Source organism: Robiginitalea aestuariiviva (assembly GCF_029537735.1).
Lineage (GTDB): Bacteria > Bacteroidota > Bacteroidia > Flavobacteriales > Flavobacteriaceae > Robiginitalea > Robiginitalea aestuariiviva.
In genome coordinates this window covers 1,456,222-1,469,277 of sequence record NZ_JARPUQ010000001.1, presented here as the reverse complement: position 1 = coordinate 1,469,277, position 13,056 = coordinate 1,456,222, and the positions used below count along the sequence as shown (strand labels likewise).

At 57.6% G+C, this 13,056-nt stretch carries 11 protein-coding genes; 6 read left to right on the top strand and 5 right to left on the bottom strand.

The features are described from left to right. Positions 1-4 precede the first annotated feature (4 nt). Complete coding sequence (gene alaS, locus OZ410_RS06530; RefSeq protein ID WP_277707120.1) at positions 5-2,626, bottom strand: alanine--tRNA ligase; 2,622 nt, start codon at positions 2,624-2,626, stop codon at positions 5-7. A 100-nt stretch (positions 2,627-2,726) separates the two neighbouring features. Here alaS and OZ410_RS06525 point away from each other — a divergent pair, with 100 nt between their 5' ends. From OZ410_RS06525 to OZ410_RS06505, 5 genes are read left to right on the top strand one after another with little or no spacing between them, the layout of a single operon-like run. Next, the gene (locus tag OZ410_RS06525; protein ID WP_277707119.1) at positions 2,727-3,704 is read left to right on the top strand and encodes a M23 family metallopeptidase; all 978 of its coding nucleotides are present in this window, start codon (positions 2,727-2,729) and stop codon (positions 3,702-3,704) included. Further along, positions 3,704-4,033: a MerR family transcriptional regulator gene (locus OZ410_RS06520; protein ID WP_277707118.1), complete on the top strand. Its 330-nt coding sequence runs from the start codon at positions 3,704-3,706 to the stop codon at positions 4,031-4,033. The genes OZ410_RS06525 and OZ410_RS06520 overlap by 1 nt, the downstream gene beginning before the upstream one ends. A 57-nt stretch (positions 4,034-4,090) precedes the next feature. Then, a complete protein-coding gene (locus tag OZ410_RS06515) occupies positions 4,091-4,690 on the top strand; it encodes a LemA family protein (RefSeq protein ID WP_277707117.1) in 600 nt (199 codons plus the stop codon). Between the two features lie 4 nt (positions 4,691-4,694). Next, a complete protein-coding gene (locus OZ410_RS06510) occupies positions 4,695-5,132 on the top strand; it encodes a TPM domain-containing protein (protein ID WP_277707116.1) in 438 nt (145 codons plus the stop codon). Then, on the top strand, positions 5,113-5,904 hold the full coding sequence (locus OZ410_RS06505; RefSeq protein ID WP_277707115.1) for a TPM domain-containing protein: 792 nt from the start codon (positions 5,113-5,115) through the stop codon (positions 5,902-5,904). Before OZ410_RS06510 ends, OZ410_RS06505 begins: the two co-directional genes overlap by 20 nt. On the opposite strand, the gene OZ410_RS06500 is transcribed toward OZ410_RS06505, so the two are convergent. Further along, positions 5,905-8,691 carry an outer membrane beta-barrel protein gene (locus OZ410_RS06500; protein ID WP_277707114.1) on the bottom strand — a complete coding sequence of 929 codons (2,787 nt, stop codon included), beginning with the start codon at positions 8,689-8,691 and terminating at the stop codon, positions 5,905-5,907. It lies immediately after the preceding gene. A 125-nt stretch (positions 8,692-8,816) separates the two neighbouring features. Beyond that, complete coding sequence (der, locus tag OZ410_RS06495) at positions 8,817-10,118, bottom strand: ribosome biogenesis GTPase Der (RefSeq protein WP_277707113.1); 1,302 nt, start codon at positions 10,116-10,118, stop codon at positions 8,817-8,819. Positions 10,119-10,223: 105 nt separating this feature from the next. Between der and OZ410_RS06490 the strand changes: the two genes are divergently transcribed. Beyond that, positions 10,224-10,748, top strand: coding sequence for a GTP-binding protein (locus OZ410_RS06490; RefSeq protein ID WP_277707112.1), 525 nt, complete (start codon positions 10,224-10,226; stop codon positions 10,746-10,748). On the opposite strand, the gene era is transcribed toward OZ410_RS06490, so the two are convergent. Together era and OZ410_RS06480 are read right to left on the bottom strand one after the other, a co-directional pair. Then, on the bottom strand, positions 10,740-11,627 hold the full coding sequence (gene era / locus OZ410_RS06485) for a GTPase Era (protein ID WP_277707111.1): 888 nt from the start codon (positions 11,625-11,627) through the stop codon (positions 10,740-10,742). The two genes, OZ410_RS06490 and era, sit on opposite strands and share 9 nt — an antisense overlap. After that, a complete protein-coding gene (locus OZ410_RS06480; protein ID WP_277707110.1) occupies positions 11,614-12,978 on the bottom strand; it encodes an alanine/glycine:cation symporter family protein in 1,365 nt (454 codons plus the stop codon). Before OZ410_RS06480 ends, era begins: the two co-directional genes overlap by 14 nt. Positions 12,979-13,056 lie beyond the last annotated feature (78 nt).

The window sequence follows — 13,056 nt, the reverse complement described above, 5'->3', positions numbered from 1 at the left end:
CAGGTTATGCCTTGGGCAGATAGCCTTCAGCCGCCTCCAGGGCCTGGGGGATGCCCCCGGGGTTTTTACCCCCGGCCGTGGCAAAGAAGGGCTGGCCGCCACCGCCGCCTTGTATGTGTTTCCCGAGCTCGCGGACTATTGCCCCGGCATTCAGGCCGGAAGCCCCGGCCAGTTCCTTGGAAATGTAGCAGGTAAGCAGGGCCTTCTCCCCCTGCCGGGCCCCCAGCAGCAGGAACAGGTCCTTATAGCCCTGCCCCAGCTCAAAGGCCAGGTCCTTCATACCGGCGGCATCCAGATCTACCTCCCGGGCCAGGAAGTGTACCCCGTTGGTTTCGCGGATTTCCCGCAGCAATTCGTCTTTCACCTGTCCGGCCTTTTCCTTTTTCAGGGCTTCAATCTCTTTTTTGAGCCGGGCATTTTCCGCCTGCAACCCGCCTACGGCTTCTATGGGGTCTGCAGGGTGCTTCAGCAGCTCCCGAACCGCTTCCAGGGTCTGTTCCTGGGCGGCATAATAGTCCCTTACCGCATCTGAGGTAATGGCTTCTACCCGGCGAATCCCGGCGGCAATGGCGCTTTCGGAAACAATCTTGAAATGCCAGATAGCACCCGTATGGGCCACATGGGTGCCCCCGCAAAGTTCTATGGAATCCCCGAAGCGGATGGTGCGTACCTGGTCCCCGTATTTTTCGCCAAACAGGGCCATGGCACCCTGGGCTTTGGCCTCGGCCATGGGGATGGCGCGCTGCTCCATTAAGGGCAGGTCTTCGGCAATGCGGGTATTGACCCGCGTCTCCACCTCCTGCAGTTCCTCCGGGGTCATTTTGGCGAAATGGGAAAAGTCAAAGCGCAGCCCCCGGGGGTGTACCGCAGAACCTTTTTGCTCCACATGGGTGCCCAGCACTTCCCGCAGCGCCTGGTGCAACAGGTGGGTAGCGGAGTGGTTTCGGGCCGTCAGCCGGCGTTTGCTTCCATCCACCACAGCCTCGAAGGTAGCCGAAGGGTCTTCCGGCAGGGTCTTGCAGATGTGCAGGATCTCATTGTTTTCCTTCCGGGTGTCCAGTACTTCCAGGCGCGGGCCGCCGGCAATGGCCAGGAAACCCTGGTCGCCAACCTGCCCCCCGCCTTCGGGGTAGAACGGGGTCTGGTCCAGCACCAGCTGGTACCGAGCCCCCTGTTTTTTGCTTTCCACCCTCCGGTATTTCAGGATACGTGCCGGGGCTTCCAGTTGGTCATATCCCAGAAAGGTGGTTGCCTCGCCCGGATGGATTTCCACCCAGTCTTCCTTAGATACTTCGGAAGCCGCCTTGGACCTGGTTTTTTGTGCCTGCATGGCCTTGTCGAAGCCGGCTTCATCCAGGGTATACCCCCGCTCCCGCAGGATCAGGGAAGTGAGGTCAATCGGGAAACCAAAGGTGTCGTAAAGTTCAAAAGCGCGCTCCCCGTCCACTTCTTTTCCGGTGGTTTCCCCCAGGATGTGGTCCAGGCGCACCAGCCCCTGTTCCAGTGTCTTCAGGAAGGAAACCTCTTCTTCCCGCACCACGTTTTCGATCAGGGTACGCTGCTTTTCCAGTTCCGGGAACGCCTCCCCCATCACCTGGCAAAGCGTCTCCACCAGCTGGTGCATAAAGGGCTCGCTGGCCCCCAGGAAAGTAAAGCCGTACCGGATGGCCCGGCGCAGAATGCGCCGGATTACATATCCCGCCCCCGTATTGGAAGGCAGTTGCCCGTCCGCAATGGCAAAAGCCACAGCCCGGACGTGGTCCGCAATAACCCGCAGGGCAATATCGGTATCCTCGGACTGCCCGTAGGCCTTACCGGTAATGGCGCCAATCTTGCGGATCAGGGGGGTAAACAGGTCGGTGTCGTAGTTGGATTGAACCCCCTGCAATACCATGCAGAGACGCTCAAAGCCCATTCCGGTGTCGATATGCTTTTCCGGCAGGGGCTCCAGGTGGCCGTCGGCCTTGCGATTGTATTGTATAAACACCAGGTTCCAGATCTCCACTACCTGGGGGTGGTCCTGATTCACCAGGGTGGCCCCGGGGGTTTTCGCCCGGGCCTCATCCGAGCGGATATCTACATGGATTTCGGAGCAGGGGCCGCAGGGACCCTGGTCTCCCATCTCCCAGAAGTTGTCTTTTTTGGAACCGGGCAGGATACGGCTCTCGGGCAGGATTTCCTTCCACATCCGGTAAGCCTCCTCGTCCCGGTCCAGGGCATCGGCATCCTTGCTGCCTTCAAAAATGGTCACGTAAAGCCGGTCCGGATCAATGCCGCATACCCCAGTCAGGAATTCCCAGGACCAGGCAATGGTCTCTTTCTTGAAATAATCCCCGAAACTCCAGTTGCCAAGCATTTCGAAGAAGGTGTGGTGATAGGTATCGCGGCCCACCTCCTCCAGATCGTTGTGTTTCCCGCTTACCCGGAGGCATTTCTGGGTATCCGCCACCCGGGGGTCCTTGGGGGCGGAAACCCCCAGGAAATACTCCTTGAACTGGTTCATCCCGGCGTTGGTAAACAGCAGGGTGGGGTCGTCCTTCATCACCAACGGGGCGGATGGGACGATCCGGTGCCCCCGCTCCCTGAAAAATTCCAAAAACGTATTTCTTATCTCCCTGGAAGTCATACCAAAAGCTTCGCTTACTTTACTGATTGATTATCCAAACAATTTTTATCTTTGTTGGAACCTGTGCCGAAACGGCACAAAAATAGGACAAAATCCCGTCATGACTAAGGTTAAGTACTATTACGACCCGGATACGCTTTCCTACCGGAGGATCGAACCCAAGAAGTCCCGGAAGTACCGCAATATCTTCCTCTTCCTGGTAGGCTCGGCCCTTTTTGGGCTATTGGGGCTTTTGGTACTGCTGAACACCCGCCTGGTTAACACCCCCAAGGAACTTTCCCTGCAGCGGGAGGTGAACAATTACGAGCTTCGGTTCGAGCTGCTCAACAAGAAAATGGAGCAGATGGAGCAGGTGCTGGCCAATATCGAGGAACGGGACAACAATATCTACCGCCTGTATTTTGAAGCCAACCCCATCCCGGAGGAACAGCGGCGCGCCGGTTTTGGCGGAGTTAACCGCTACCGGGACCTGGAAGGATTCGACAATTCCGAAATGATTATCGCCACCACCCGCCGCATGGAGATCATTCAGAAGGAAATGGTGATCCAGTCCAAATCCCTGGATGAAATCACCAAACTGGCTGCGGAAAAAGAGAAACTGCTGGCAGCCATCCCGGCCATACAGCCCATAAACAATGAGGATCTTACCCGTATGGCCTCCGGCTACGGGTGGCGGTCCGACCCCTTTACCAAAGCCCGGAAAATGCACTGGGGCATGGACTTTACCGCGCCCAGGGGCACCCCCATTTACGCCTCGGGAGACGGCAAGGTTACCCGGGCGGATAACAACGCCTCCGGCTTTGGGAAACATATCCGCATTGACCACGGGTACGGCTATATGACCATTTATGCCCACCTGAGCAAGTACAACGTAAAGCGGGGACAGACCGTAAAACGAGGCGACCTGATCGGGTTTGTGGGCAGCACCGGGCGGTCCGAAGCCCCCCACCTCCACTACGAGGTATGGAAAGAAGGCAACAAGATCAACCCCATCAACTTCTACTACGGAAGCCTTACGGCAGAGGAATTCGACAACATGCTGAAGATCGCCTCCCAGGAGAACCAATCCCTTGACTGATGATCGCAGACCTGCCCGAAAAACGGTATTACGGCATAGGCGAAGTAGCCCGGGCGTTTAATGTGAACACCTCCCTGATCCGATTCTGGGAAAAGGAGTTCGATGTGCTGCAACCCAAGAAAAATGCCAAGGGCAACCGCAAGTTTACCCCTGCAGACATCAAAAACCTGGAGCTGATCTACCACCTGGTCAAGGAACGCGGCTTTACCCTGGACGGGGCCAAACTCCACCTGAAGGAAAACCGGCAGAAAACGCTGGATAATTTTGAGCTGATCCGCAAACTGGAGCGGGTCAGGGCAGAGCTGATCAAGATCAAAGACCAGCTCTAGTGTAACAGAAGCCTCTTTGGGGCGACCTATTCGTGCTAACCGTTAATACATGCTGATATGAAAAAATGGCTTATCCCCGTGATTATCATTGTGGTGGTCCTGTTTGGCGTATACCGCTGGGCTGTGGGCATCAACAACACTGCTGTGGAACTGGAGGCCAACGCCAAAACGGCCTGGTCTAACGTAGAAAGCGCCTACCAGCGCCGAAGCGACCTGATCCCCAACCTGCAGCGCATTGTGCAGGGGGCCGCAGATTTTGAACGCAACACCTTGAGGGAGGTTATCGAAGCCCGTTCCAAGGCTACCTCCACCACCATCGACGCCAATAACCTGACGGCCGAGAACCTGCAGCAATTCCAGGAAGCCCAGACCGGATTAACCTCTGCCCTGTCACGCTTACTGGTTACCATTGAACGCTATCCGGAACTGAAGGCCACCCAGAATTTCCAGGAGTTCCAAAGCCAGCTGGAAGGCACCGAAAACCGCATCAATGTGGCCCGTGACCGGTACAATGAGGCAGTAAATACCTACGACATCCACATTAGCAAGTTCCCGAATTCCATCCTGGCCGGGTGGTTCGGCTTTGAGGAAATGCCGCGGTACGAAGCCGCTCCGGGCTCCGAAAACGCCCCAGAGGTAAACTTCGAATTCCAGTAGCCCCATGTCCGAGGTAGAAGCCTTCCTGACCGCTGAAGCCGAAGCCGAGGTGGTGGCTGCCATCCAGGAGGCCGAACGCCTGACCTCCGGGGAGATTCGCGTCCACCTGGAGCACACCCATCGGGGCGACCCCCTAGCCCGGGCCAAAGAAGTGTTCCGCCTGTTAAAGATGGACAATACCCGGGAGCGCAACGGGGTGCTGCTGTACATTGCCGTGCACGACCACCGCTTTGTGATTTTGGGCGACCGCGGCATTGACCGCGCCGTACCAAAAGGCTTTTGGGACAGCACCCGGGACCTGATCCAGGAACACTTTAAAAATGGGGATTTCCGCCAAGGAATCCTGGCTGGGATCCGCTCCGCCGGGGAAGAACTCCAGGCCCATTTCCCCTGGACGCCGGATGACCAAAACGAACTGGACAATGCCATTTCCAAGAATTAAAACCCTGCTCCTGCTGCCCGCCCTCCTTTGGGGGGCCGGGCTGTGGGGCCAGTTCCAGATCCCGGACAAACCCGTCAGGGCAGAGCAGACCTCCCTGTACGACTATGTAGGCCTGCTCAACCCCGGCCAGCAGCAACAGCTGGAACAAAAACTGATCCGGTATTCGGACAGCACCTCCACCCAAATCGTAATCGCCATAATCGCCTCTACCGAAGGGGAAAATATCCAGTTCCTGGGTGCCCAGTGGGGGCATGCCTGGGGCATAGGGCAGGCCAGGGAAGACAATGGCATCCTCATCCTGCTGGCCAGCGAAGACCGGCGCATTGCCATCAACACCGGATATGGGATCGAGGAAACCCTGACGGATGCCCTTTCCAAACGCATTATTGAACGTGTGATCATCCCCGAATTCAAAGAAGGGGATTACTACGCCGGGTTGGATCAAGGCACAGACGCTATTTTCCAGGTCCTTACCGGCCAGTTCCAGGGCGGGGGCAGCAGCGGCCCGGTCCGCTTTCCCTACGAAGGCCTTCTTATCCTGTTGATATTCGTAATCCTCGTCATTGTGATGACCTCCGGCAGCAAAAGGGGGGGCGGCAAAGGCGGGCGCAAGCGCGGCCTGGACCTCTGGGATGTGATCATCCTGAGCAACATGGGGCGCTCCGGCTCCTCCGGCGGTTTCGGCAGCGGGGGTGGCTTTGGCAGTGGCGGTTTCGGAGGCGGCTTTGGCGGGGGCGGCTTCGGCGGGGGCGGCGCCTCCGGCGGCTGGTAATCAGCGTATCATGCGGAACCCGCCCGAGCGCCTGCCCGGGGGTTTGCCCCCAAACTGATCTACCTTCCAGGTGAGGCTCAGCAGGAAGTAGCGTTGTAACACCGTCCCACGGAAATCCTGCACAAAATCCGCACCCACCGTCCGGCGTACGTTGTTGTTCTGGTTCAGCAGATCATAGGCCAGTACCTTCATGTTGAATTTCTCCCTGAACACATCCACCCCCAGGCTGATGTTCCACAACAGGAAATCCCGGTCAAACCCCGGGTCAATATTCCCATTGAAGGTGTAGCCGATATCATTCCCCCAGGTTACGTGCTCCGGCCACCGCACCGTGGTCTTCAGCTGGGCAAAATGCGTCAGAAAGTCCACTTCGGGGATGTTGTCCAGATTGTAGCGGGTGCGGTTCAGGTTCAGGCGGTATTCCGGCTGTACATCCAGCCACTCCCCACGGGTATAGGTTAATTCCACCCGGGGGGCCACGCTCCAGCGGCGGGATTCCAGCAGGGTACCATTGGTGAAGCCCAGTTCCTTGTTATAGGTAACAAAGGGGTTGAGGCGCACTACCAGTTTATTCAGGCTGTCCTGGGCCACGGGTTTGGACCAGTTCAGCCCCCCGTAAAAGGTCAGGTAACCGTCTACGTTGGTGTAGGTGGTAACCCGCCTTAAGTTGGCGTCCGTGGTGGTAACCGGCACAATGCGGTCGCGGATGGCGTCCATCCCCATAAAGATGTTAAAGCCGGTGCGCTCTTTCCAGTCAAAATCGTTGTAGCTGAAGTTGGCCTGGGTACGGGTTTCCGGGGCCAGTTCCCGGTTCCCGATGCGCACATTCAGGGGGTTGCTGTAATCCGGGGCCTCCTGCAGCTGGGTCACCCCCGGCAGGTTTACATCTCCGGAAGACAATCGCAACCAGAGGCGGCGGGTACGCGTAAAGTTGTAGCTGCCCCGGAAGGAGACCTGCAGGTTGCTGTAGGCCTTGGAAAAACCCGTGCTGCGCAGCAGGTCCTGGTTGGAGAGGTCCGAAAAGATCCCCTGCACCCCCAGGTCCAGGAAATACTTTTCGGCCCTCCGGCTTATCCCCACCCGGGGGATCTGCTGGGCCACCCGGTAATCCAGATCTGTGCTCAGGGAATCCGAAGGCGGACCAAACTGCCCGCTGCCTGAATCCCGAAGGTCGACCAGGCGGGCATTGGCCTGGCGGTCGTTGCGATAGGTGTAGGTGAGGTCCAGGAACCATTGCCGCCCCAGGGTTTCCCGGTAATTCCCCAGTACCTCGTGGGTTTCCTGCAGGGCCGATATGTCGGTGCGCTGGTCGAAACGTTCGGTTTGGGCCACCCCCCCGGGATAAAGGGTTTGTTCGGATTCCAGCAGGCGCAAATCCTGGTTCCGGCCAATGCGGTTTTCCACCGCAATGCGGAACAGGCGCCCGGCGGTATCGATTTTTTGGATGGCCTCCAGGCGATGGGTAAAATCCTGGGACGCCCCGTTGGCCGTGGTGCGGTTCTGCAGGGCGTTTACCCGGTTGCCGGCCTCGTCTGCAGAGACCACCCCCTGGGATTGGAGCGACTCCGTATCTGAAATGCTGATGGAAGGTTCGGAGGTAATGCGCAGGTTCTTGCCAAAGTCGAATTCCAGGTTGGCGCTCCCCCGGTGGGAGCGGGTGGTACCGTCGAAGGACGTTTCGGTGTCCGTAATAAAGCGGCCGTCCGGCAAAAAGTTTTCGCGACGGATGGTCTCGTCGTTATAGGAATCGCTGTAGGCAAAGAAGTAATTGGCATTGGTCTCATAGGCCCCTTTGCGGGCATCCGCATAGCTGGCGCCCAGGTTGGAGGAGGTAATGATCCCCTGCCCGAAGCCGAAGGAGGCGTTGCCAATGCGGAAGGCGCCTCCGGAGTTGAAGGAGACCCCGCCCCGAATGCGGCCCAGCATGCCGTAGATTTCGTCAAAGGAAAACCCGGTGTTGTTGATGTTGTTGGCCGAAGCGATCACACTGGTGCGCATCTGGTCCTTGAAATAGTTCAACAGCCCGTTGGCCTGGTACCGGCTGTCTGTGCCATACCCGGCAGACAGGCGCCCGATCACCCCCTTGTTTTTATCCTTTTTCAGGGTCAGGTTAATGGTCTTGGTATCGCCCTGTCCTTCCTGCCCGGTAAATTCCTCCACCTTAGTCTTGGTATTGGTCACCTGGATCTTGTCGATAATGGCCTTGGGCAGGCTCTTGGTAACCACCTGGGCATCCTTACTGAAAAAGACCTGTCCGTTTACCAGGATCTGGTTTACCTCCTTCCCATTAACGGTAACCGTGCCATCGTTGGCAATTTCCACCCCGGGGAGTTTCCGCAGCAATTCCTCCACCGTGGCATCGGCCCGGGTGCGGAAGGAGTTGGCGTTAAACTCCACGGTGTCCTTACGGATTTCCACGGGTACCCGCTCCCCGACCAGTTCCACCTGGTCCAGGGTCTGTACGGCCGGCGCCAGGGCCACCGCACCCACATCCAGTTGGGGTTGCAGGCGCACCGCCTTGCGGTAGCGCGTATAGCCGTTAAAGGAAATATTGAGCCAGGCGCGGGGCTGGGCCAGACGGCCCTCCAAAGCAAAACTCCCCTGCCGGTCGGTAATGGTATAGGTCATCAGGCTGCTGTCCGCGGCGCGCTCCAGAAAAACCGTGGCTGCCTCCAGGGGTTCCCCGGTTAGGCTGTCGGTTACCCTGCCCCGGATGGTGAATTCCTGGCTGTAGGCCAGGGTGGTAAACAAAAAAAAGAATAGGCCCGCAATGTAGTGTTTTGGCATCTGTTCGATTTAGGTTGAAAACGATGGCGGGGGTACGTTTTGCCGGGAAGATCGGCAAAACCGGCCGAAAAGGCGGAAGGCCTTAACAGTATTTTAGCAGCTTAGTACGTGGGAATTTCCGGCGGTTATTTCTTCCGCATAAAGATATCCATGGGTACCCCGCTGAAATTGAAATGCTTGCGCAGTTGGTTTTCCAGAAACCGCTTATAGGGGTCCCGTACATACTGCGGCAGGTTGCAGAAAAAGGCAAACTGCGGGAAGGGGGTAGGCAGCTGGGTAATGAATTTAATCTTGACGTATTTGCCCTTAAGCGCGGGCGGCGGGTTCTTTTCAATAATGGGCAGCATTACATCGTTGAGCTTGCGGGTAGGGATGCGCCGCTTGCGGTTTTCATAAACGTCCACCGCCGTTTCTATGGCCTTAAAAATGCGTTGCTTGTTCAGCACGGATATAAAGACAATGGGCACGTCCGTAAAGGGGGCGATGGCCTCGTGGATCTTGCGCGTAAAGGCCTTGACCGAAGCCGTGTCCTTTTCCACCAGGTCCCATTTGTTGACCAGGATCACAATCCCCTTATGGTTGCGGTGGGCCAGCCAGAAGATGTTCTGCACCTGCCCGTCAAACCCCCGGGTAGCATCCAGCAACAACAGGCATACATCCGCGTGTTCAATGGTGCGTATGGAACGCATTACGGAGTAAAACTCCAGGTCTTCCTTCACCTTGGCCTTGCGACGGATCCCGGCCGTATCTACCAGGAAAAATTCAAACCCGAAGCGGTTATAGCGGGTATCGATACTGTCGCGGGTGGTACCGGCAATGTCGGTTACAATGTAGCGGTCCTCCCCGATAAGTGCATTGATAAAGGAAGATTTCCCGGCATTGGGGCGGCCTACCACCGCAAAGCGGGGCAGCTCGTCCTCCACGGCAGGTTTTTCCGGGAGCACCTCTACCAGGGCATCCAGCAGTTCGCCCGTGCCGCTGCCGTTAATGCTGGAAACCGGGTAATACTCCCCCAGCCCCAGGCTGTAGAACTCCACGGAATCTTCCAGGCGGGCGGCATTGTCCACCTTGTTCACCACCAGGAAAACCGGTTTTTCCACCCGGCGCAGCAATGTAGCCACCTCTTCGTCCATCCCGGTCACCCCGGCCTCGGCATCTACCATAAACAGGATGGCATCCGCCTCGTCTATGGCCAGCTCTACCTGTTTGTCGATCTCCTGTTCAAAGATGTCGTCGCTACCTACTACGTAGCCCCCGGTATCGATCAGGGAAAACTCCTTGCCGTTCCAGTCGCTCTTGCCGTAGTGGCGGTCGCGGGTAACCCCGCTCACGGAATCCACAATGGCTTCGCGCCGCTGGATCATGCGGTTGAAAAAAGTGGACTTCCCCACATTGGGCCTTCCCACAATGGCAACAATAGCAGACATACGCTGGTTTTCAGGTTGCAAAGGTAGTTTTTCAGTTCTAATGTACACGGTATGGCCCCCAAGAAAGCGTTTGGCGTTTGAAAAATGACCAAAACCCGTTACCTTATGCAGGCCTTAACCCCCAAGGAGATGTCCCTTCCCAACGAAATTGTGCTGCGGCCCCGCTTTCAGGAACCCCAACCCGCCCCGGCGGCCCAGGTACTGGAAACCCTGGGTGCTGCCGGCCACCCCCCGGTGGAGGCCAAACGCCTGGACGATCACGTATTTCTGAAGTTCACTGCCGAAGCGCGGCATTTCTGGTCGCCCCAACTGCACCTGGAGGTACTGGAAACCGAAGGGCAGGACGGGTGTACGGTATACGGGGTGTTTGGCCCCAACCCGACCCTGTGGACCTTCTTTATGTTCCTGCATTTCGGGGTAGCCACTATTTTTCTGATCCTGGGTGTCTGGGCCTACAGCAGCGCCTCCCTGGGGCAGCCCTATACCGGGTTGCTCATCGCCATGGGCGGCATGGTCGTGCTCTGGTTTGTACTCTATGGGTTTGGGCGGGCCGGACGGGCCAGGGGCAAGCCCCAGATGCACCAGCTCTACGCCTGCTACCGCGGGGCGGTGGAAAAAAGCCTACTTTGAGGAATAGCCAAACCCGCGCAAATGGCGCTCGGAGCTGCGCCAGTCTTTGCTGACTTTGACAAAGAGTTGCAGGAATACCTGCTTGCCAAAGAAGGCCTCCAGGTCTTTGCGGGCCGCCGTCCCCAGCCGTTTCAGCGCACTGCCCTTATGGCCAATCAGGATGCCCTTCTGGGAATCCCGCTCTACGTTTATCACGGCGCCAATGCGGATCAGGGCCTCCTCCTCCTCGAAGCTCTCGGTCACCACCTCTACGGAATAGGGCACCTCTTTCTGGTACTGCTCCAGGATTTTCTCCCGGATAATCTCACCCACAAAGAACCGCTCCGGCTTATCGGTAAGCTGGTCTTTGGGGAAATAGGGCGGGGCCTCGGGCAGCAATTCCCGGATGCGGTCCATTACCTGCTGCACCCCAAAGCCCTCCAGGGCGGATATGGGGTGGACCTCCGCCTTGGGCAGGGTTTCCTGCCAGTAGGCCACCTGGGCCTCCAGGAATTCCTGGTTGGAGGTGTCAATTTTGTTAATCAAGACCAGTACAGGGGTGTCCGTGTGGCGGATGCGTTCCATTAGGGCCTGGTCCTTGAGCTGCTTCTCCCCGATTTCCACCATGTAGAGCAACACATCCGCATCTTCCAGGGCCAGGCGTACAAAATCCATCATGGAGGCCTGCAACTGGTAGGCGGGCTGGATTACCCCGGGGGTATCCGAAAAGACCACCTGGAAGTCCTCCCCGTTCACAATACCGAGGATGCGGTGGCGGGTGGTCTGGGCCTTGGGGGTAATAATGGACAGGCGCTCGCCCACCAGGGCGTTCATCAGGGTGGACTTACCCACGTTGGGGTTGCCCACAATGTTCACAAAACCGGATTTATGCGCGCTCATCCTTCAGCTTTTTAAAATACGTTTTGGCCGCGGCATTTACCTTGGGGGCCAACAGCAATACGGCAATCATGTTGGGGATGACCATCAGGGCATAGGAGAGGTCAATCAGGTTCTTGACAAGCTCCAGGGAGGCCACGGCGGCAAAGACAATCATGATCACAAAGAACCAGTTGTAATACTTCCCGATGCGGGCTGTAGTCAGGTACGAAAGGCTTTTTACCCCGTAGTAGGAATAGGTAAACAGGGTGGACAGGGCAAAGGCCGTTACGATCAGCATCAGGAGTTCGTCCCCGAACCCGAAGAGGGTGGCCCGGAAGGCGTTCAGGGTCATGACAATACCGCTGCCCTCTTCCAGGTAGGCTCCGCTCAGGATAATGACCACGGCGGTAAAAGTGCAGACCATGATAGTGTCTATAAACGGGCCCAGCATGGCCACCAGGCCTTCGCGTATGGGCTCGTCGTTCCGGGATTGGCCGTGGTACATGGGGGCGCTCCCCAGGCCGGCCTCGTTCGAAAACATGGCGCGCCGGATCCCGATGATGACCAGGCCCCAGAACCCGCCGGTTACCGCGGTCTTAAAGTCCCAGGCCTCGGTGAGGATCATTTTAAGGGCCGGCCAGACCTGGCCGGCATTCATCCCCATCACCACCACTACGGCCAGCAGGTAAAGCAGGACCATAAAAGGGACAATAGCCGAGGCCACCCGGGCAATCTTGGTGAGCCCGCCAAAGATCACAAAGGAGGTAATCACGGCCAGGGCTACCCCTATGCCCAGCTTCCAGTTGAATTCGCTGGTTTCCCAGAGGGTGCGGGTGGGCTCCACCACGCTCATAAAGGTTTCGGTAAACTGGTTGGCTGTAAAAACGCCCAAAAACCCAACCAGGCCGCAAATGGCAAAAAAGACCGCTAGGGGTTTGGCCTTTGGGCCCAGCCCCCGGGTGATGTAAAACATGGGGCCGCCCTGCAACTGCCCGTCCGAGTCTTCGCCCCGGTACATGATGGCCAGGCTGCAGGAGTAGTATTTGATGCACATCCCCAGCAGGGCCGTCATCCAGATCCAGAAGACCACCCCGGGCCCGCCGTCGTGGATGGCAATGGCCACCCCGGAAATATTCCCCAGCCCTACCGTGGCGGCCACGGCTGCGGAAAGGGCCTGGAAGGAACTCACTTCCCCTTTGGCCAGCTTGTTGTCGTATTTCCCGGCCGTGATGGCCAGGGCATGCCCAAAAAAGCGGTAGGGCCGAAAACCCGAATACACCACCAGGAACAGCCCACCCCCGATCAGCAGGATAAACATGGGCCATTCGGTTAAGGGGATCAGGGTGGAGATGATGTCATTCAGGACTTCCATAGGCGTGCCAATGCGCCGAAGGTATGGATTTTCAAAAAAAGCCGGGAACCCGCCCCCTGAATTAATTCCCCACCTGAA